This window comes from Streptomyces sp. NPDC085481 (assembly GCF_044541845.1).
GTDB lineage: Bacteria > Actinomycetota > Actinomycetes > Streptomycetales > Streptomycetaceae > Streptomyces.
Map to the genome: position 1 here is coordinate 234694 of NZ_JBITTJ010000006.1, position 20909 is coordinate 255602.

Here is a 20909-nt window from a genome sequence, read left to right on the forward strand (position 1 = left end):
GTTTGAGGGGGCAGGAATTGACGGGGAGCCGGACACCGAATACGGCCTTAGCAGCCGTCATCGCCGACGCCGGGATCACGTACTTATCGCTGGCCCGTGAGATCCGCGCCGTCGCGGCGGAGGCCGGGGAAACCCTGAGCACCGCGCCGTCGGCAATCGCCTACTGGGTCGCTGGCGGAACGCCGAACGGTCAGACTCACGCATATATCGCCGAGGCTCTGTCACGAAAGATCAAGCGGAAGGTGACGCTCCCCGAGATCGGTCTAGGCTGCGCAGGCATCGGAGAGGCCATGGGCGCCGACCCGCTAGCCACCGCCACCGACCTCGGGAGAGCCGTGATGCTCCGTCGCAGGGGATTCCTCCATGCAGCCTTCGCTACGGCCGCGGTCGGCCTCCCACTCGCCTACGACCACGAAGCCGTCGCCGCCACCCTCAAAGCGGCCAGCACCGGATCCCGCATCGGAGCCGAAGAGGTCTCCGTCGTCCGCCAGCTCACGGAAACCTTCCGGAGCGCGGACGAACGACTGGGCGGCGGGCACGGCCTGACGACGGTCACCGCGTACCTCACCGACACCGTGGTCCCCATGCTGGAGGGGAGGTTCCCCTCCGATGCGGTGCGGGGGCAGGCGTTCGGGGCGGCTGCCCAGTTGGCGACCCTTGTCGGCTGGAAGCACCACGATCTCGGCCGCGAAGGCGCAGCCCAGCAGTATTACTTGCTCGGCTACCAACTCGCCTGCGAGGCCGATCCATACGGACACGCCGCGTGGATGATGCGGGCCATGACCCACCAGGCGCTCGACCTCGGCCACCCTGATTCCTGCGTCCAGCTCGCGGAGGAGGCGCTGCGGCGCGCGTCGGGGAAGGTGGACCGTCAGACCGAGGCCCTGCTGCTGGTCACCTGCGCCAGGGCGTATGGGACGAGCGACGAGAGCGGGAAGGCGGCGCGGGCGCTGCTGGCTGCGGAGGACGCGTTGTCGGACACGAAGGAGCCGGTGCCTTCGTACGCCGCCGCTTCCGGCCCGGTTGCGGCCACGGTCGCCTCGCACATGGGTAAGACGCTGACCGCGATGAAGGACTGTTCGGCAGCCGAACGGCATTACCGCACAGCGCTGGCCGGCCGGACTCCGGGCACGTACCAGCGCGTTCACGGGCTCACCATGGTGAACCTCGGAAAGTCGGTGGCCGCTCAGCACCGCCACGAGGAAGCCGTGGGGCTGTGGAGCCGGTCGCTGGACTTCATGGACGGCGTGGTCTCCGACCGCAACAGGCAGGAGATCAGGTCCATTCGCGCGGCAGCGGCTGGCTACCGTAAGCGCAGCATCCCTGGAGCGGCGAGCTTGAGTGAGCGCGCTGCGGAGCTGCTGCGGGCCCAGGCATGACGGGCCGAAGCACGGGTGAGCCCACGGTCGGCGTCGTGGTGATCACCATGGGAGACCGGGAACCAGAACTCCACGCGCTCCTTGAGTCGGTGGCAGCCCAGGAAGGCGACCCCGCGACAGTCGTGGTTCTGGGGCAGGGCGTGAAACTCGCCGACCTCCCGGGCGGAGCCGCGGCCGTTGACCTTCCAGGGAACCTCGGAATTCCGGGAGGCAGGAACGCCGGCGTGCAGTGGCTCCGCGAGCATGGCGGTGTCGACATCGTGGTGGTCTTGGACGACGACGGACTTCTTCCGAGAGCCGACACCCTGCGGCTCGTCCGGGGCGCCTTTGCCGAGAACCCCCGCCTCGGCGTGATCAGTTTCCGGATCGTCGACGAAGAGGGCCGGACCCAGCGCAGGCACGTGCCCCGTCTGGGCGGCGCCGATCCTGAGAGTTCCGGCGAGGTCACGACCTACCTCGGCGGCGCTCACGCGATCCGGATGAGCGTGATCAACCAGGTCGGCGACTTCCCGGCTTCGTTCTTCTACGCCCATGAGGAGACGGATTTCGCCTGGCGCGCTCTCGATGCGGGATGGGAGATCCACTACCGGGCGGACTTGCTGTTGCGCCACCCGCGCACTGAAGCGTCCCGTCACGCGGTCTACTACCACAACACCGGCCGCAACCGCGTCTGGCTGGCCAAGCGCCACCTGCCCGCCGTCCTCGTGCCTGTGTACCTCGCGACATGGGCGGCCTACACGTTGGTGCAGCGCCCCCCGCTGGCTGGGCTCAAAGAGTGGTGGGCTGGGTTCTTCGAAGGCGTGCGCGTGCCGTGTCCGCCGCGGCGTCCGATCCAGTGGCGGACTGTGTGGAGGATGACCCGGTTGGGCAGGCCGCCGGTGATCTGAGACGACGAAGCCCCCGCTGGTCCGGATCACTGCGGGGCGGGGGCTTCGTGCTGGATCAGCGGCGCCAGCGTTCCTGACCGGGGCCCTTGCAGGTGTAGGCGACGCCCTTTTTGCTGACGCCCGTTGACCCGGGCGTGGAGCAGAAGGCACCGGGGGTGACGGTTGCGACACTGCTGTCTCCGCCCGACCGGGAAGAACCTCCGGAAGACGAGGAACTGGAGCCGTCGGACTCGTCGTCACCCGTGCTGGGCGGCGTCGGGTCGGGGTGCAGTTCGGTGAACTCGGTCTTCGGGCACGCGGTCCCGGGCGCCGTTACCTTGAGGTAGGCCGTCGTCGTCTGCGGATACTCGATCTCCTTGCCGGCCTCCGGGTCCTGGAAGCAGACGGTCCAGTCGTCGACGCTGGCGGGGAGGGTGACGTCGGTGTAGGCGCTGTCCGCCTCGATCGCCTTGAGAGCGAGCGGCTTGAGCGTTGTGGACGCCTTCTCGAAGGTCTGGCCGACGACCTTCGGCATCTTCGGGTACGGGATCGGCTCGCCGTCCGTCGCGGGGCACGGCCACTCGTTGCGCACCACGCCGAAGTCGAGCGTGGGCATCGAGCCGACCTTCTTGGCCGCAGAGTTCTGGAAGCACACCTTCCAGTTGTCATCGTCCCATTGCCCGGCGTCCTTGTCCGAGGCGTCGTGGGAGATCGCGTTGTACCCGGCCTCGTAGGCGGCAGCCTTGGCCTGCTTGAGGTTCTGACCCACATAGCTGGGCGGTCCGCTGGGGGACGGGCTCGCGGACGGGGTGGGCGTGGCCGTCGTCTCGGCCGTTGCCGTGGCGGTCGCTGTGGCCTGCGGCTTGGCGTCGTCCTTCGGGTCCTTCGGCGGATCGCCGAGGAACGGCGTCAGGAACCACAGGCTCGCAAGGACGGTCGCGATGATCTTCTTCGTCTGGCTCCAGCGGCTGAGCCATGCGAGCGCGATCCCGCCGGGCGGGAAGATGATCAGGGCTGTGATGATGAGCGCAGGGTGCTGCCACCAGCGCCGGACCGGCGCAGGAGGATACGGATACGGCGGATGACCGTAGGGCGGGGGCTGCTGCGGGTATCCGTAGCCAGGCGGCGGTTGCGTCATCGAGTTTCTCCAGGAGCGGTGAACGGAGCGCCGCTCAAGCTACACAAGATGTTCACAGTCGAAGTGGTCGTTGCACGGATCGAGACAAGACGACGCGGGCGCACTCATGTGAGGTTCCGACGGGCGCCGGCCGCCGTATCCAGGGACGACTGGAGACCACGGTCAACGCCTGGTCAGTCCTCGGCATGGACGACCACGGACAGGTAGGCGCGGGTACCGGCACCGTCGCGCATCGGCCGGAAACTGGCCGGGTCGCAGTGCCCTGCGGACTGCATGGCGGCGACCAGGCGGCGTACTGCGGTGTCGTCGCCCGTCAGCCTCACGTCCACCGGGGAGGATCCCTGCCGGACGGCGGGTGCGGGCCTGGGAGCGCTCGGGCCGGACCCGAGCGCGCGGCGGGTCACCACTCGCCCTTCGGGACCAGGCGCCCGCGACGCGGCCGGCGTACAGCTCGGCGCGCTCGGCGTCGGTGATGTGCTCGCACGCGTGACGGTCGACCGAGCCTCTAATGAACTCGGGCCGGGAGGAGTGGATGCCGCACGCCGGGGCACTCAGGCCGTCGTGCAGCTCGGGACACTGATAGTGGATCGGGTCGGTCATGCGGCGGTCTCCTTCGATTCGGCGTGCCCCACGGAGAAGAGCGGAGTGGCGGCGTTGTGCAGGGAGGCGGACAGGACTTCCAGGTCGCTTCTGGCGTAGTCGAGGTAGGCCACGACCGCGCGGACGGCTTCGCCGGGTTGCGAGCCGGCGTCCATCCGGACCTGCCCCTGGTCCTGGCGGCGGCGGAGCTGGGCGGCGAGCTCTTCGAGAGCCTGCGGGAGGCATGTCCACCATGGCCACGAGGCCCTGGATCGTGCTGGAGATCTGCGGGGCGGTAAGCGTGCCGTCGAGGCTCGCGTGGTTGATCTTGCGTACGGCCTCGGCGGCGGCGATGGCGGCCTTGGCGGGGTCGGGGCTGGGCATGTCGGCCTTCCTTGTGGGCTGTGATTCCGGTTAGCGGCGCAGGCACCGGGCGCACCGTGAGCTCGAAGGGCCGGGGTCCCCGCGCCCAGCACGCGGTCATGGCGCCGAGGGTGGAGATGAGGAGCACCGTGCCGTCGAGCAGCCGCGACGCGGCGGCCACTCCCGCGATGGGGAGTGTCACTACGGTGCAGCGCACCGCGTAATGGGCGCGTTCACGGGTGTACTCCGTGGAAAGCGTTCCGAGCCCCGGCAAGGGCGAAAGACGCAAGGTGGAGGTCGCTCCACTGCTCAGAGGGGGCAAATCGCTCCAAAACGCGAGAGGCCCCCTCATGCTCCGTGAAGAGTGAGGGGGCCTCAGATTCTCCTGACTCACCGTCAGGGAATCGGTCGCCCATTGCACACCTGTTGCACAAGGTGCTGGAAACTTCTGGAAGACGTCGGAGGTTTGCGAGAAGTGTTTCCGCAGGTCAGGGGTCGGTTCCGCGAGGCATTGCCGCAGGTGGCCTTTGTCCCGTTATGCCTAATCCCTCAGATGTCCCGGAAGATCTCGATCTGGGCGCCCACCGAGTTCAGGCGCTCCGCCAGGTCCTCGTAGCCGCGGTTGATGACGTAGACGTTGCGGAGGACCGAGGTGCCCTCGGCGGCCATCATGGCGAGGAGGACGACGACGGCCGGGCGGAGGGCCGGGGGGCACATCATCTCGGCGGCGCGCCAGCGGGTGGGGCCCTCGACCAGGACGCGGTGGGGGTCGAGGAGTTGGAGGCGGCCGCCGAGGCGGTTGAGGTCGGTGAGGTAGATGGCGCGGTTGTCGTAGACCCAGTCGTGGATGAGGGTCTTGCCCTGGGCCGTGGCCGCGATGGCCGCGAAGAAGGGGACGTTGTCGATGTTCAGGCCCGGGAACGGCATCGGGTGGATCTTGTCGATCGGCGCCTCCAGCTTGGAGGGGCGGACCGTCAGGTCGACCAGGCGGGTGCGGCCGTTGTCCGCCGGGTACTCGGCGGAGCGGTCGTGGTCGAGGCCCATCTCCTCCAGGACCGCGAGCTCGATCTCCATGAACTCGATCGGGACCCGGCGGATGGTGAGTTCGGACTCGGTGACCACGGCCGCGGCCAGCAGGCTCATCGCCTCGACCGGGTCCTCGGAGGGGGAGTAGTCGACGTCCACGTCGATCTGCGGCACGCCGTGCACGGTCAGCGTGGTGGTGCCGATGCCCTCCACCCGTACGCCGAGCGCCTCCAGGAAGAAGCACAGGTCCTGGACCATGTAGTTGGAGGAGGCGTTGCGGATGACGGTCACGCCGTCGTGGCGGGCGGCCGCCAGGAGGGCGTTCTCGGTCACCGTGTCGCCGCGCTCGGTCAGGACGATCGGGCGGTCGGGGGAGACCGACGGCTCGACCTGCGCGTGGTACAGGCCCTCGGTGGCGGTGATGTCGAGGCCGAAGCGGCGCAGCGCGATCATGTGCGGTTCGATCGTGCGCGTACCGAGGTCGCAGCCGCCGGCGTACGGCAGCCTGAAGCGGTCCATGCGGTGCAGCAGCGGGCCGAGGAACATGATGATGGAGCGGGTGCGGATCGCCGCCTCCGCGTCGATGGACTCCATGTCCAGCTCGGCGGGCGGCACGATCTCCAGGTCGACGCCCTCGTTGATCCAGCGGGTGCGTACGCCGATGGAGTTGAGGACCTCCAGGAGGCGGAACACCTCTTCGATGCGCGCCACCCGGCGCAGCACCGTACGGCCCTTGTTGAGGAGCGTCGCGCAGAGCAGCGCGACACACGCGTTCTTGCTCGTCTTGACGTCGATGGAGCCGGAGAGCCGGCGGCGGCCGACGACCCGCAGGTGCATGGGGCCGGCGTAACCGAGAGAGACGATCTCGCTGTCGAGGGCTTCGCCGATACGGGCGATCATCTCAAGGCTGATGTTCTGGTTGCCGCGCTCGATCCGGTTGACGGCGCTCTGGCTGGTTCCGAGTGCTTCCGCAAGCTGGGTCTGGGTCCATCCGCGGTGCTGGCGGGCGTCACGGATGAGCTTGCCGATGCGTACGAGGTAGTCGTCTGCCATGGCGTCACGTTATCTCAGATATGAGATGACACTCGCGGTGGGGTAGGCCATCAGGGTGACAGGCTGTGGGCAACGGGGTGACGCGGTTCGTACAGCGGCAGTTCGGTCCCGCTCGGCAGCCGCACGGCGCCGAGCAGACCCCAGCCCTGGTCGCTGATGGGGCGTGAGATCTCCGCTCCGCGGTTCTCCAGCTGCTTCAGCGTCTCCGCGATGTCGTCGCACATCAGATACACCTCGTGCTTCGGCTCGCCGTCCGTCGGATGCACGGCGATCTCGGCCGGTGGCAGCTTGAAGATGAGCCATCCGCGCCCCGCGTCCACGTGCTCGAAGCCGAAGACGTCCTTGAGGAACGTGCGGTCCGCGTCCGCGTCCCGGGTGTAGAGAATCACATGCGCGCCGCTGAACATGTCTCGATCGTCCTATGTTGGCCCGGTTTCTGCCATCACGCCGCGTCCGTACGGGTGGTCGGCGGCGTGCGAGGCTTCGCCAGCGCAGGAGGCTTCAGCGGCGCAGGAGGCTTCGCCGGCGCAGGAGGCTTCAGCGGCGCAGGAGGCTTCAGCGACTCGCGAGGCTTCAGTGGGCGCACGAGGCTTCGGCGGCTCACGCGTCCTTCAGTCTCACGCGCTGGATCTGGCAGGCCAGTGTGCGGCGTGCCGACGCCGGGCCGGCTCCGGCCTCGCCCTTCGTCGCGAGTACGTCGAGGCCGCGGGCGATCCTGTCGTACACCTGCTGGTGGCCGGCCGTCAGGTCCGTTCGGTGTGCTCGCAGGTCCTCCTCGACCAGGCGTCGCAGTGCGTCCACGTTCTGCGGCGTGAAGCGCTTCCTGCCCCGGGTCAGGGCGTGGACGTGGCGGGAGCAGTGGGCCGCCTCGCCGACCGTCTCCGCGATCTCCTCCGCGAGGCCCCACAGGCGGCCTTCGAGCCAGGGCGCGTCGTGCTGGTCGAGCGAGAGGTCCGCCGGGTCCGCCGCCTCGCCCGCCCGCGCCTTGGCCACCTGTTTGGACACGGCCGGCTGGCTCATCCCGGCGAGCCTCGCCAGCCGGTCCTGGGTCCAGCCGAGGCCGGCGAACAGCTGGATCATCTCGGCGCGCAGAGTCCGCATCTCCTCGCCCGCGCGGATGACCTCGTTCATGCCGGCGAACATCCGGGCGACCTGCTCCTCGGTCATGGTCTCGTCGGTCACGTGCTCCTCGGCTGCCATTACGCCGTTATACACCGGACCCCCGCTGATCCCATAACCTGGTTGTAGAACCTGGTTATGGCATGCCAGGGTGTCCCCATGGACTTCCACACCGCGCCCGACGGGACCCGGCTCGCCTACCGACTGAACGGCTCCGGCGCCCCGCTCCTCTGCGTCCCCGGCGGCCCCGCCGACTCGGCGTACCTCGGAGACCTCGGCGGCCTCTCCGCCCACCGCACCCTCGTCCTCCCGGACCTCCGCGGCACCGGGCGGTCCGCCGTCCCCGAAGACCCCGCCTCCTACCGCTGCGACCGTCTCGTCGACGACATCGAGGCCCTGCGCGTCCACCTCGGGCTCGACGCCGTCGACCTGCTCGGCCACTCCGCCGGCGCGAACATCGCCGCCCAGTACGCCGCCCGTCACCCGCACCGCGTCGCCCGGCTCGTCCTCGTCGCGCCCGGCACCCGGGCCGTCGGCATCGACATCAGCGGCGAGACCCGGCGTGCCCTCGCGCTGTTGCGCGAGGACGAGCCGTGGTTTCCGGAGGCGTTCGCCGCCCTGGAGGCCATCGCCGCGGGCACCGGCGCCGACTGGGAGGCCGTCGCCCCCTTCGTGTACGGCCGCTGGGACGCCGCCGCCCGCCGCCATCACGACGCCGGCCGCCCCGGGAATCCCGAGGCCGTCGCCCGCTTCGGGGCCGAGGGTGCCTTCGATCCGCCCGCGACCCGCGCGGCGCTCGGCGCCTTCGCCTCCCCGGTCCTGCTGCTCGCGGGGGAGTTCGATCTGAACAGTCCGCCCAGCGCGGTCGCGGAGTTCGCCGGACTCTTCCCCGGGGCCACCCTCGTCGTCCAGCGCGGGGCCGGCCACTATCCCTGGCTCGACGACCCGGCCCGCTTCACGGCGACCGTCGCGGCGGCCGTCACCGCAACGTGACGACGACCATCACGGCATGACGGCGGTCACGTGCCTGCCGGGCATGACCGACCGCCGGTGATGTACTAGAGTTATCTCGACATCGAGATATCTGCCGAGGCGCACCGCTGCCGCCACCCCGGTAAGGATTACCTAACTTAGCCTTACCTTAGCGGATCGACGACGAGTACGTGGCGGCAGGATGTGGTGGAACGCGCACACTTATGAAGGAGACTGTCGTGTCGGCGAACAGCTTCGACGCCCGCGCCACGCTGCGCGTGGGTGACGAGTCCTACGAGATCTTCCGCCTGGACAAGGTGGAGGGCTCTGCCCGGCTCCCCTACAGCCTTAAGGTCCTGCTGGAGAACCTCCTCCGCACCGAGGACGGCGCGAACATCACCGCCGACCACATCCGGGCCCTCGGCAGCTGGGACTCGCAGGCCCAGCCGAGCCAGGAGATCCAGTTCACGCCGGCGCGCGTGATCATGCAGGACTTCACCGGCGTGCCCTGTGTCGTCGACCTCGCCACCATGCGTGAGGCCGTCGCAGCGCTCGGCGGCGACCCGGCGAAGATCAACCCGCTGTCCCCGGCCGAGATGGTCATCGACCACTCCGTCATCGCCGACAAGTTCGGCACCAACGACGCGTTCGCGCAGAACGTCGAGCTGGAGTACGGCCGCAACCGCGAGCGTTACCAGTTCCTGCGCTGGGGCCAGACCGCCTTCGACGACTTCAAGGTCGTCCCGCCGGGCACCGGCATCGTCCACCAGGTGAACATCGAGCACCTGGCCCGTACGGTCATGGTCCGCAACGGCCAGGCGTACCCCGACACCCTCGTCGGCACCGACTCGCACACCACCATGGTCAACGGCCTCGGCGTCCTCGGCTGGGGCGTCGGCGGCATCGAGGCCGAGGCCGCGATGCTCGGCCAGCCGGTCTCCATGCTGATCCCGCGCGTGGTCGGCTTCAAGCTGACCGGCGAGCTGCCCACCGGCACCACCGCGACCGACCTGGTGCTCACGATCACCGAGATGCTGCGCAAGCACGGCGTCGTCGGCAAGTTCGTCGAGTTCTACGGTGAGGGCGTCGCCGCGACCTCCCTCGCCAACCGCGCCACCATCGGCAACATGTCGCCGGAGTTCGGCTCCACCGCCGCGATCTTCCCGATCGACGGCGAGACCCTGAACTACCTCAAGCTCACCGGCCGCTCCGAGCAGCAGGTCGCGCTCGTCGAGGCGTACGCCAAGGAGCAGGGCCTCTGGCTCGACCCGGCCGCCGAGCCCGACTTCTCCGAGAAGCTGGAGCTCGACCTCTCCACGGTCGTCCCGTCGATCGCCGGCCCGAAGCGTCCGCAGGACCGCATCGTCCTCGCCAACGCCGCCGCGCAGTTCGCCCAGGACGTCCGCAACTACGTCGACGACGTGGACGAGGCGGGCAAGGAGTCCTTCCCGGCCTCCGACGCCCCGGCGAACCACCCGAACGGCGCCCCGTCGAAGCCGGTCCAGGTGACCGCCCCCGACGGCTCGACCTACGAGATCGACCACGGCGCCGTCACCGTCGCCGCGATCACCTCCTGCACCAACACCTCGAACCCGTACGTCATGGTCGCCGCCGCGCTCGTCGCGAAGAAGGCCGTGGAGAAGGGCCTGACCCGCAAGCCGTGGGTCAAGACCACCCTCGCCCCGGGCTCGAAGGTCGTCACCGACTACTTCGACAAGGCGGGCCTGACCCCGTACCTCGACAAGGTCGGCTTCAACCTCGTCGGCTACGGCTGCACCACCTGCATCGGCAACTCCGGCCCGCTGCCGGAGGAGGTCTCCAAGGCCGTCAACGAGCACGACCTGGCCGTGACCTCGGTGCTCTCGGGCAACCGCAACTTCGAGGGCCGCATCAACCCCGACGTCAAGATGAACTACCTGGCCTCCCCGCCGCTGGTCGTCGCGTACGCCCTCGCGGGTTCCATGAAGGTGGACATCACCAAGGACGCCCTCGGCGTCGACCAGGACGGCAAGCCGGTCTACCTGGCGGACATCTGGCCGTCGGAGGCCGAGGTCAACGACGTCGTCGCCAACGCCATCGGCGAGGACATGTTCTCGAAGTCCTACCAGGACGTGTTCGCGGGCGACGCCCAGTGGCAGGCGCTGTCGATCCCGACCGGCAACACCTTCGAGTGGGACACCGAGTCCACCTACGTCCGCAAGCCCCCGTACTTCGAGGGCATGACGATGGAGACCACCCCGGTCACCGACATCACCGGCGCCCGCGTGCTGGCGAAGCTCGGCGACTCGGTCACCACCGACCACATCTCCCCGGCCGGTGCCATCAAGGCCGACACCCCGGCCGGCAAGTACCTCACCGAGCACGGTGTGGAGCGTCGTGACTTCAACTCCTACGGCTCGCGCCGAGGCAACCACGAGGTCATGATCCGCGGCACCTTCGCCAACATCCGCCTGCGCAACCAGATCGCGCCGGGCACCGAGGGCGGCTTCACGCGTGACTTCACGCAGGAGGGCGGCCCGGTCTCCTTCATCTACGACGCCTCGCAGAACTACCAGGCAGCCGGCACCCCGCTGGTCATCCTGGGCGGCAAGGAGTACGGCTCCGGCTCGTCCCGTGACTGGGCGGCCAAGGGCACCGCGCTCCTCGGCGTCAAGGCCGTCATCACCGAGTCGTACGAGCGCATCCACCGCTCGAACCTCATCGGCATGGGCGTCCTGCCGCTGCAGTTCCCGGCCGGTCAGTCGGCCGACTCCCTCGGTCTGACCGGCGAGGAGACCTTCTCCATCACCGGCATCACCGAGCTGAACGAGGGCACGACCCCGAGCACGGTCAAGGTCACCACCGACACCGGTGTCGAGTTCGACGCGGTCGTCCGCATCGACACCCCCGGCGAGGCGGACTACTACCGCAACGGCGGCATCATGCAGTACGTGCTGCGCAACCTGATCCGCGGCTGATCGACGCCCGATCGGACCGGAACACCGGACCGGCCGTCACCCCCTCGGGGTGGCGGCCGGTCCGCGTTCGCGCGGGCTCCTATCCTGCGCGCCATGGACCTCGACGACGACCCCGACTCCGATCTGGACCGGCTCGACCGCGACGCGCTCCTCGCCGAGGTGAAGCGGCTGCGCGCGGGCATCCGCGCCCACCGGGACAGCTCGGGCCACGACCTGTGCTGGCACCACCCCCAGCTCTGGGGCCTGCTGCCCGAACCCGTCGCCCCCGAGGTCGCCGTGCCGCCCTGGCCCCGGTTCCTGCGCGGCTGCGTGCGCTACCGCGAGTCCCTGGAACGCGAACTCCCGGCCGCGCCCGTGCACGACCGGGAGTACGGGGAGGGCTGAACCCGGGCGCTGCTTAGCCGAGCAGCTCGATCTCGGCCAGGACACCTCCGGTGACCGACGGCACCAGGCGGTACTTCGCGTACGAGCCCGGCTTCGGCACCGAGAAGACCCTGGTCTGGCGGTCCCAGGCGAAGGACTCACCGGTCCGCCGGTCCAGGTCCTTCCAGGTGGTCCCGTCCGCCGAGCCCTGGAGCACCCAGCCGGCCGGCGCCCTGTCGCGTACGGACGAGGTCAGCGTGTACTGGACGGCGCGGACCGGCTTCGCCACCGGCAGGTCCACGGCCACGGTCAGGGCACCCGCCGTCTCCGACGTGTCGTCGAACAGCGCACCCGGGCCGGTGACCAGGTCCGCCCGCGGCGCCGGCACCTCGCCGTCCTTCGTGATCGAGACCGGGGCCGCCGAGGATCCGGTGCCCCACGCCGACGGCTCCGGGCCCATGTCGAACGTCAGCCGGCCGCCCCTGGCCAGCAGGTCGTGCGGCAGCGCGGTGGAGTTCCACCGCTTCCCGTTCACCTTCACGCCCTGGACGTAGATGTTGCGGGCGCTGTTGCGCGGCGCCTCGACGACCAGCGTGCGGCCGTTGTCCATCCGTACGGTCGCCTTCGTGAAGAGCGGCGATCCGATCGCGTACTCCCCGCTGCCCATGACCAGGGGATAGAAGCCGAGCGACGAGAACAGGAACCAGGCCGACTGCTCGCCGTTGTCCTCGTCGCCGTGGTAGCCCTGGCCGATCTCGCTGCCCGTGTACAGGCGGGAGAGGACCTCGCGGACCTTCTCCGCGGTCTTCCACGGCTGCCCGGCCGCGTCGTACATGTACGGCACGTGGTGGGCGACCTGGTTGGAGTGGCCGTACATGCCCATCCGCACGTCCCGCGCCTCGGTCATCTCGTGGATGACGCTGCCGTACGAGCCGGCGAAGTCGGGGCTCGCCGTCTCCGGCGTCGCGAAGTACGCGTCCAGCTTCTGCCCGAGGCCCGCGCGCCCGCCGTACAGGTTGGCCAGGCCGCGGGAGTCCTGCGGGGCGGTGAAGGCGTAGCCCCAGCCGTTGGTCTCCGTGTATTCGTAGCCCCAGATCCGCGGGTCGTACGAGGCCGAGGGCACCCGCCAGGCGCCGGTGGCGTCGCGGCCCTGGAAGAAGCCCGCCTTCGCGTCGAAGAGGGAGACGTAGTTGCGGGCCCGGTTGAGGAAGTAGGCCGACTCGTCCTTGTACCGCTTGTCGCCGGTCTTCTCGTAGAGCGCCTGGCCCATCCTCGCGATGCCGTAGTCGTTGAGGTAGCCCTCCAGGGACCAGGACAGGCCCTCGTGGGTCCCGGTCGACGCGTAGCCCGTGAAGGGCGAGGTCTCCATGCCCTTGCGGCCCACGCCGCGGCTCGGCGCGACGACCGTGGCGTTCTTCAGCGCCGCCTCGTACGCCGCCTCCGCGTCGAAGTCGACGCCCTTGACGTACGCGTCGGCGAAGGCCACGTCCGAGGAGGTGCCGGTCATCAGGTCGGCGTAGCCGGGGGAGGACCAGCGGGATATCCAGCCGCCGTCCTTGTACTGCTGCACGAAGCCGTCGACCAGCTCGCCCGCCTTGTTCGGGGTGAGGAAGGAGTAGGCCGGCCAGGTCGTGCGATAGGTGTCCCAGAAGCCGTTGTTGACGTACGCCTTGCCCTCGACGATCTTCGCGCCGGTACGGGTCGGGGTGTCGGGCCCGGCCGGCGGGGAGAACGGGCTGGCGTAGCGGTAGCCCGGACCCACCTTCTCGAAGCCGGAGTTGGGGTAGAGGTAGAGCCGGTAGAGGCTGGAGTAGAGGGTGACGAGCTGGTCGTGGTCGGCGCCCTCCACGGTGACCCGGCCGAGCACCTGGTCCCAGGCGTCCTGGGCCCGCTCCCGGACGGTGTCGAAGCCGGTGCCCTCCGGGATCTCGTCGGCGAGGTTCGCCTTCGCCTGCTCGACGGAGATCAGCGAGGTGGCGAGCCGCAGCGTCACCGTGCGGTCGGCGCCCGCGTCGAAGCGGAAGTGGCCTTTCACACCGGCTTCGGCGGGCTCGCCCGGCCCGCCCTGCCCGGCGGGCTTCCCGGACGCGGTGACCGGCGCGTCGAAGACGCCGTACACGAACATCCGGCCCGCGCCGGTGGACAGGCCGCTCTTCACGTCCGAGTATCCGGTGAAGGAGCCGGTCTCCGGGTCGAGGGTGAGCCCGCCCTGGTCGGTGACGTTGTCGAAGACGACGCTCGCGTCGTCGCCGGGGTAGGTGAAGCGCATCGCGGCCGCATGGTCGGCCGGGGCGATCTCCGCCTTCAGGCCGTTCTCGAAGGTGACGCCGTAGTAGTGCGGCTTCGCCGTCTCGTTCTCGTGGCGGAACGCGAGCGCGCGGGCCGTCCGGTCGGCCGGCGGGGTGCCGGCGGCGGCCGAGGGCATCACCTGGAAGGTCTGCCGGTCGCCCATCCACGGGCTGGGCTCATGGCTCGCGGCCAGCGCCTGCAGGGTGGGCAGGTTGTCGGCGTTGTTGCCCCGCGCGTACTCGTAGATCCAGCTCTGGGACGCGGAGTTGGTCACCGGCGTCCAGAAGTTGAAGCCGTGGGGGACGGCGGTGGCGGGGAAGGTGTTGCCGCGCGAGAAGGAGCCGGAGGAGTTGGTGCCGCGGGTCGTGGAGGCGTAGTCGGAGGGCCGGTCGAGCGGCTGCTCCGGGGCCTTCGGGGCCAGGGAGAGGTCGTCGATCCAGCCCTGGAACTTCGCCGGGCCCTTGGGGGAGTCGTACGCCACCAGGATCCGGTCCACGGTCTTCCCGTCGGCGACCTCGCCGATCCGGGCGGTGACCTGGTTCCACTGGTTGACGTAGAGGCGCTTGGCGGCGCCCTGGCCCTGCGGGGTGAGGCGGCCGCCGTGGGAGTCGGTGGCGCCGAGCTCGCTGAGGTAGCTGCCGTCGGTGAAGGCCAGGTCCACGGAGACGTTCGTGGCCGGATAGTTCAGGTCGGTCTCGGACATCGACGGGAAGATCCGGTACGACAGTTCGGTGTCCCGGACGATCGGGGTGTCGACGTCGAGGACCTTGTTGTACGAGTAGGCCCGGCCCTCGCCCTTGTGGGTGCCTGCGTAGCGCAGTGCCCGCTTTCCGGTGAAGCCCGCGCCGGCCTTGGAGGTGGGGGAGCCGCTGGGGCCGCGGTCGACCTGGCTGCGCATCTCCTCGGGGACGGGGGCGGAGGTGTCCCCGTTCGAGAACTGAACGTCGGAGAGCTGGGTCAGGCCCGCGCCCGCGTTCTTGCTGATCTCCAGGCGGTAGTGGGCGTAGGCCGTCGAGGCCCCCGCGATGTCGTACGACCTCGTCTCGAAGCGCCTGGCGAAGCTTTCGCCGGAGCGGGTGTCGAGGACCGTCCACTCCCTGCCGTCGGCCGAGCCCTTGAGGGTCCAGTCGCGGGGGTCGCGCTCGGCGGCGTCGTTCGCCGAGGTCATGGCGTACGTCGCGAGTCTGACCGGCGAGTCGAGGTCGAACTCGATCCAGGCGGTGGGCTCGAAGACCAGCCACTTGGTGCCGGGCTGCAGGTCGACCAGGTTCTCCTTGACCTCGCCGGCGCTCGCGTGCTCGCCGCTGGCGCGCAGGGCCACCACCTTGTCGGTGACGTTGCCCGGTATGCCGGTGACGAAGCCGCCGTCGACCCCGCTTGTCCGCTTCTTTCCGTCCGGGCCGACTTCGACGGTGTTCCGCCAGGTCGGCTGGGATTCGTCCGCTTCGAAGGAGGTGGTGAACTCCCGTACCGAAGCGTCCGGTTGGCCCGGAAGCGCCTGTGCCACCGAGGGGGTGAGGCTCAGTACCAATGCGGCCGAGGCCGCCAGGGAGACCGCTCTGAGTCGGGGGTGCCCGGCCTGTGCCCGGGTGCGAATTACGGTCTGCATGCCGTGTCGCCACTCCTGCCGCTGGTTCTAGACAACGTTGTCAACGTGACCGCGCAAGGTCCCATGGGAAGCCAAGTGGCGGGCGGTGTCAAGGGTGTTGACGGCAATCCGAGGGAGGAAACGGGGCAGAAGCGCCGCGGATATCCCGCAGGTCTCAACTCGGAGAAGACTGCCGGAGAAAGCTGGTTTCGATCTTGCTCCGGTGGCGGGAAGTGGACTATACCTGTCGGCGTCCCGCCCGTCGTACCAATGCCAACGACGGCCCGACGCCTGCACGACCCAGCTGCAATTGACCGCGGTGGCGGGGCCCTTCGCCTGTGGCGAGCTCTGTACGGGCGACCGGTACACCGCCTGAGTCCTGAATGAAGGCGAGGACTTGAGCATGGGATCCACCTCCGCCCAGCACCATGAGGGCCTCGGCCGTCGCGATCTGATCAAGCGTTCCGCCGCGCTCGGTCTGATCTCGGTGCCGACCATGAGTTTCCTGTCCGCGTGCGCCTCCAGCGGTGGCGACGACACGGGCGCCGACAAGCCCAAGGGTGAGAAGACGAAGGACAATCCGTTCGGCGTCGCCAAGGGCGGCAAGATCGACGTCGTCGTCTTCAAGGGCGGATACGGCGACGACTACGCCAAGGCGTGGGAGGCCAGCTTCAACAAGAAGTGGGGCGTCACGGCCACCCACACCGGCACGCAGGAGATCACCGGAAAGCTCCAGCCGCGCTTCAACGCCGGCAACCCGCCGGACATCGTCGACGACTCCGGCGCCCAGAAGATCAAGATCGACGTCCTGCACAAGAACGGCCAGCTGCTCGACCTCGCCGAGGTCCTCGACGCGCCGTCGGTCGACGACCCGGCCAAGAAGGTCCGCGACACCCTCATCCCGGGCACCATCGACGCGGGCGTCCTGGAGGGCAAGACGGTCGCCCTCAACTACATCTACACGGTGTGGGGCCTGTGGTACTCCGGCAAGCTCTTCAAGGAGAAGGGCTGGACCGAGCCGAAGACCTGGGACGAGTTCCTCGCCATCTGCAAGGACGCCACGGCCCAGGGCATCGGCGGCCTCGCCCACCAGGGCAAGTACCCGTACTACATCAACGTCGCCATCATGGACCTGATCGCCAAGAAGGGCGGTCTCGAGGCCATGAAGGCGATCGACAACCTCGACCCCAAGGCCTTCGTCGGCTCCGACGCGGCCAAGGAGGCGGTCGAGGCCATCTACGAGGTGGTCGAGAAGGGCTACCTCATGCCCGGCACCAACGGCCTCACCCACACCGAGTCCCAGACCCGGTGGAACCAGTACAAGGCCGTGTTCATCACCTCCGGCTCCTGGCTGGAGAACGAGCAGCTGAAGCAGACCCCGGCCGACTTCGACATGAAGTTCATGCCGATGCCGCTGCTGCCCGGCAGCAAGATGCCGTACGAGGCGATCCGCGCGGGCTCCGGCGAGCCCTTCATCATCCCGGCCAAGGCCAAGAACCCGGCCGAGGCGAAGGAGTTCATGCGGATGATGCTCTCCAAGGAGTGGTCGACCCTCTTCGCCAAGGAGGCCAACTCGCTCACCATCCTCGCCGACGGCGTGGACCCGAGCGTCAAGCTCCGCCCCGGTACGCAGTCGACGGTCGAGGTCTCCAAGAAGGCCGGTTCCCACACGTTCCGCTACCTGTACACCGAGTGGTACAGCGAGATGGACACCGAGATCCAGAACGCCTCCAACGAGCTGATGGCCAAGCGCATCCAGCCCGCCGAATGGCTCAAGCGGGCCCAGGCCGCCGTCGACAAGGCCGCCAAGGACCCGGCGGCCAAGAACAACCACCGCGACTGATCCACCGGCCCTCAGCTCGACGCCGGGAACACCGCCGGGACATCAGGGACAGGAACGCCATGCGCAAAGGGCAGTACCAGTTCGTCACGGGATTCCTCTTCATACCCGTGGCCCTCTATCTGGTCTTCGTCATCTGGCCGTACATCCAGACGATCGGCTATTCGCTGACCGACTGGAAGGGCCAGTCGCAGACCTTCTCCTTCGTCGGCCTCGACAACTACGTCGCGCTGTTCGACGACGACGTCTTCCTCGGAGCGGTCTGGCACAACATCCTGTTCCTGGTGTTCATCCCGGTGATCACCATCCTGCTCGCCCTCTTCCTCGCCTTCATGGTGAACGCGGGCGGGCGCAGCAAGGCCGGCGGCGTCGCGGGTGTCGCCGGCTCGAAGTTCTACAAGGTCGTCTACTTCTTCCCGCAGGTGCTCTCGCTGGCGATCCTCGCGGTGCTCTTCGGCGCCGTGTACCGCAGCGACACCGGCGGCATGCTCAACGGCCTCCTGCTGAAGGCCGGTCTCATCGAGGCCGACCAGCCCGTCGAATGGCTCAACGAGCCCAACTTCGTCCTCTGGGCCCTCATGGCGGTCGTCGTCTGGCACGGCGTCGGCTTCTACCTGGTGCTGTTCTCCGCCGCCATGCAGTCCATCCCGAGGGACATCTACGAGGCGGCGCTGATCGACGGAGCCGGCCGGGCCCAGTCCTTCTTCCGGATCACCCTGCCGCTCCTCTGGGACTCCGTGCAGACCGCCTGGGTCTACCTCGGCATCGTCGCCATGGACATGTTCGTCCTCGTCTCCACCATGACCCAGGGCGAGTACGGCGGCGGTCCCGACCACGCCAGCGAGACCATGTCGACGGTCATGATGCGCAACTTCCTCTACTTCGGTAAGAGCGGCTACGCCTGCGCCATGGGCGTGATCATGCTGCTCCTCACCCTGATCGTGTCCGTGGTCACGCTGCGCGCCACCCGCCGCGAGCGCCTCGAGTTCTGAGCGGGAGAACCCACGATGACTGCACCCATCCAGAAGTCCGACGCGAGCCCGGCCGCCGGCGCGGGCTCCGTGCCCCGGCAGCGCGCGGCGGGCAAGGGCTCCGCCCCGGCGCCCGGCCCGGCCCGCGAGGGCACGGTCCTGAACGTCTTCTCGCACGGCTTCCTCGCCGTGTGGGCCCTGCTGATCGTGCTGCCCCTGCTGTGGCTGGTGCTCAGCTCCTTCAAGACCGACTCCCAGATCGCCGGGTCGGCCTTCGGCTGGCCGGCGAACTGGTCCCTCGACGTGTTCTCCCGGGCCTGGGACAAGGGCATCGGCGACTACTTCGTCAACACCGTGATCGTCCTGGTCTTCTCGGTGCCGCTGACCATGCTCTTCGGCTCCATGGCCGCGTACGTCCTGGCGCGCTACCGCTTCCGGGGCAACCGGGCCGTCTACTACTTCTTCGTCGCCGGCGCGATGTTCCCGGTCTTCCTCGCGCTCGTCCCGCTCTTCTTCATGGTGAAGATGCTGGGGATGCTCAACACGTACCAGGGCCTGGTCCTGGTGTACGTGGCGTACTCGATGCCGTTCACCGTCTTCTTCATGCACTCCTTCTTCAGGACGCTGCCGACGGCCGTCTTCGAGGCCGCGATCCTGGACGGCGCCTCGCACACCCGGGCCTTCTTCCAGGTGATGCTGCCGATGGCCAAGCCGGGCCTGCTCAGCGTGGGCATCTTCAACACGCTGGGGCAGTGGAACCAGTTCGTGCTGCCCACCGTGCTCATGCAGCCGCAGAGCGGTGACGATCCGGAGCGGTACGTGCTGACGCAGGGCCTCATCCAGCTCCAGCAGCAGCAGGGGTACGAGACGGACCTGCCGGTGCTCTTCGCGGGGGTGACCATCGCCATGATCCCGATGCTGGTGGTCTACCTGTCCTTCCAGCGGCAGGTCCAGGCGGGTCTCACTTCGGCCACGCTCAAGTAACGAGACAGGCGCTCGACGGTCCGGCCCCGGAGATCTTTCTCTCCGGGGCCGGACCTTTTCCCTCCGGATTCGACTACCGTCGAGGACTTGACGGCGACAAGCCCCACGAAGGAGCTTGGAGTTCATAACTTGTACACGTCATAGGGTGGAGAGAGTCAATGGAGACTCCGGGGTCGCAGTCGTCGCTGCACCGGGCCAATCTGGAGCGGGTCGTCCGGGCCGTGCGCATGGCCGGATCGCTCACCCAGGCGGAGATCGCCCGGGCGACGGGCCTGTCCGCCGCCACGGTCTCCAACATCGTGCGGGAGCTGAAGGACGGCGGGACCGTCGACGTCACCCCGACCTCCGCCGGGGGCCGCCGGGCCCGCAGCGTCTCGCTCAGCGGCGACGCGGGAATCGTGATCGGCGTCGACTTCGGCCATACGCACCTGCGGGTCGCGGTGGGCAACCTGGCCCACCAGGTGCTCGCCGAGGAGGCCGAGCCGCTGGACGTGGACGCCTCGGCCGCGGAGGGCTTCGACCGGGCCGAGCAGCTGGTCACCCGGCTCATCGAGGCCACCGGGATCGGCCGGGACAAGGTCGTCGGCGTGGGCCTCGGCGTACCGGGCCCGATCGACGTCTCCTCGGGCACCCTGGGCTCGACCTCGATCCTGCCGGGCTGGAGCGGGATCAACCCCGCCGACGAGCTCTCCGCCCGTCTGGGCGTCCCCGTGCACGTCGACAACGACGCCAACCTCGGCGCCCTCGGCGAGCTCGTCTGGGGCAGCGGACGGGGCGTGAAGGACCTCGCGTACATCAAGGTGGCCAGCGGCGTGGGCGCCGGCCTGGTGATCGACGGACGGGTCTACCGGGGCCCCGGCGGCACCGCCGGCGAGATCGGCCACATCACGCTCGACGAGTCGGGCCCCGTGTGCCGCTGCGGCAACCGGGGCTGCCTGGAGACCTTCACCGCCGCGCGGTACGTCCTGCCGCTGCTGCAGTCCAGCCACGGCCCCGATCTGACCATGGAGCGGGTGGTCCAGCTGGCCCGCGAGGGCGACCCGGGCTGCCGCCGGGTGATCGCCGACGTCGGGCGGTACATCGGCAGCGGCATCGCCAACCTCTGCAATCTCCTGAACCCCAGCAGGGTGGTTCTCGGCGGCGATCTGGCGGAGGCCGGGGAGCTGGTCCTCGCGCCCATCAGGGACTCCGTGTCGCGCTACGCGATCCCCAGCGCCGCCCGGCAGCTCTCACTGGCCCCCGGGGCCCTGGGCGGCCGTGCGGAGGTGCTCGGCGCGCTCGCGCTGGTCCTCAGCGAGATGGGCGATTCGACGCTCCTGGAGAGCGCTATGAGCGTTTTGCCCGGCTCCTCGGCGACCAAGGCGCCTGCCTTCACTTAGATAACGGATGGCACCGTTGTCATCTCGTTAAGGATTTACTCCT

16 protein-coding genes are annotated in these 20909 nt (G+C 69.0%); 9 read left to right on the top strand and 7 right to left on the bottom strand.

Annotated features, from left to right (window positions below; translation table 11 throughout):
- Positions 1-17 precede the first annotated feature (17 nt).
- On the top strand, positions 18-1379 hold the full coding sequence (locus tag ACIGEZ_RS15825) for a tetratricopeptide repeat protein (RefSeq protein ID WP_399831120.1): 1362 nt from the start codon (positions 18-20) through the stop codon (positions 1377-1379).
- Positions 1376-2266: a glycosyltransferase family 2 protein gene (locus tag ACIGEZ_RS15830; RefSeq protein ID WP_399831123.1), complete on the top strand. Its 891-nt coding sequence runs from the start codon at positions 1376-1378 to the stop codon at positions 2264-2266. The genes ACIGEZ_RS15825 and ACIGEZ_RS15830 overlap by 4 nt, the downstream gene beginning before the upstream one ends.
- A 55-nt stretch (positions 2267-2321) precedes the next feature.
- On the opposite strand, the gene ACIGEZ_RS15835 is transcribed toward ACIGEZ_RS15830, so the two are convergent.
- The 6 genes from ACIGEZ_RS15835 to ACIGEZ_RS15860 all read right to left on the bottom strand — a co-directional run bounded on the left by ACIGEZ_RS15835 (position 2322) and on the right by ACIGEZ_RS15860 (position 7604).
- Positions 2322-3383: a hypothetical protein gene (locus ACIGEZ_RS15835; RefSeq protein WP_399831125.1), complete on the bottom strand. Its 1062-nt coding sequence runs from the start codon at positions 3381-3383 to the stop codon at positions 2322-2324.
- Positions 3384-3556: 173 nt separating this feature from the next.
- Positions 3557-3712 (bottom strand): hypothetical protein, encoded by a 156-nt coding sequence (locus ACIGEZ_RS15840; protein WP_399831127.1) that lies wholly within the window; start codon positions 3710-3712, stop codon positions 3557-3559.
- Positions 3713-3979: 267 nt separating this feature from the next.
- On the bottom strand, positions 3980-4138 hold the full coding sequence (locus ACIGEZ_RS15845; RefSeq protein WP_399831130.1) for a hypothetical protein: 159 nt from the start codon (positions 4136-4138) through the stop codon (positions 3980-3982).
- 736 nt (positions 4139-4874) lie between these two features.
- Complete coding sequence (locus ACIGEZ_RS15850) at positions 4875-6404, bottom strand: helix-turn-helix domain-containing protein (RefSeq protein WP_399831132.1); 1530 nt, start codon at positions 6402-6404, stop codon at positions 4875-4877.
- A 50-nt stretch (positions 6405-6454) separates the two neighbouring features.
- On the bottom strand, positions 6455-6811 hold the full coding sequence (locus ACIGEZ_RS15855) for a VOC family protein (protein WP_399831135.1): 357 nt from the start codon (positions 6809-6811) through the stop codon (positions 6455-6457).
- A gap of 193 nt (positions 6812-7004) precedes the next feature.
- Positions 7005-7604 carry a sigma-70 family RNA polymerase sigma factor gene (locus ACIGEZ_RS15860; protein WP_399831137.1) on the bottom strand — a complete coding sequence of 200 codons (600 nt, stop codon included), beginning with the start codon at positions 7602-7604 and terminating at the stop codon, positions 7005-7007.
- A 78-nt stretch (positions 7605-7682) separates the two neighbouring features.
- On the opposite strand from ACIGEZ_RS15860, the gene ACIGEZ_RS15865 reads away from it, so the two are divergent.
- The 3 genes from ACIGEZ_RS15865 to ACIGEZ_RS15875 all read left to right on the top strand — a co-directional run bounded on the left by ACIGEZ_RS15865 (position 7683) and on the right by ACIGEZ_RS15875 (position 11836).
- Positions 7683-8516, top strand: coding sequence for an alpha/beta fold hydrolase (locus tag ACIGEZ_RS15865; protein ID WP_399831139.1), 834 nt, complete (start codon positions 7683-7685; stop codon positions 8514-8516).
- Between the two features lie 218 nt (positions 8517-8734).
- Entirely contained in the window at positions 8735-11452 is a 2718-nt protein-coding gene (gene acnA / locus ACIGEZ_RS15870; RefSeq protein ID WP_399831142.1) for an aconitate hydratase AcnA, read from the top strand.
- Positions 11453-11545: 93 nt separating this feature from the next.
- Positions 11546-11836: a hypothetical protein gene (locus tag ACIGEZ_RS15875; protein WP_399831145.1), complete on the top strand. Its 291-nt coding sequence runs from the start codon at positions 11546-11548 to the stop codon at positions 11834-11836.
- Between the two features lie 13 nt (positions 11837-11849).
- On the opposite strand, the gene ACIGEZ_RS15880 is transcribed toward ACIGEZ_RS15875, so the two are convergent.
- On the bottom strand, positions 11850-15713 hold the full coding sequence (locus ACIGEZ_RS15880) for a GH92 family glycosyl hydrolase (protein WP_399831148.1): 3864 nt from the start codon (positions 15711-15713) through the stop codon (positions 11850-11852).
- Positions 15714-16095: 382 nt separating this feature from the next.
- Here ACIGEZ_RS15880 and ngcE point away from each other — a divergent pair, with 382 nt between their 5' ends.
- The 4 genes from ngcE (at position 16096) to ACIGEZ_RS15900 (ending at position 20866) form a co-directional block, all read left to right on the top strand.
- Positions 16096-17535: an N-acetylglucosamine/diacetylchitobiose ABC transporter substrate-binding protein gene (gene ngcE / locus ACIGEZ_RS15885; protein WP_399831152.1), complete on the top strand. Its 1440-nt coding sequence runs from the start codon at positions 16096-16098 to the stop codon at positions 17533-17535.
- A gap of 59 nt (positions 17536-17594) precedes the next feature.
- Positions 17595-18524, top strand: coding sequence for a carbohydrate ABC transporter permease (locus tag ACIGEZ_RS15890; protein WP_399831155.1), 930 nt, complete (start codon positions 17595-17597; stop codon positions 18522-18524).
- 15 nt (positions 18525-18539) lie between these two features.
- Positions 18540-19487, top strand: a complete 948-nt coding sequence (locus ACIGEZ_RS15895; RefSeq protein ID WP_399831158.1) for a carbohydrate ABC transporter permease — start codon at positions 18540-18542, stop codon at positions 19485-19487.
- A 158-nt stretch (positions 19488-19645) separates the two neighbouring features.
- Positions 19646-20866 (top strand): ROK family protein, encoded by a 1221-nt coding sequence (locus tag ACIGEZ_RS15900; protein ID WP_399831161.1) that lies wholly within the window; start codon positions 19646-19648, stop codon positions 20864-20866.
- Positions 20867-20909: the final 43 nt, after the last annotated feature.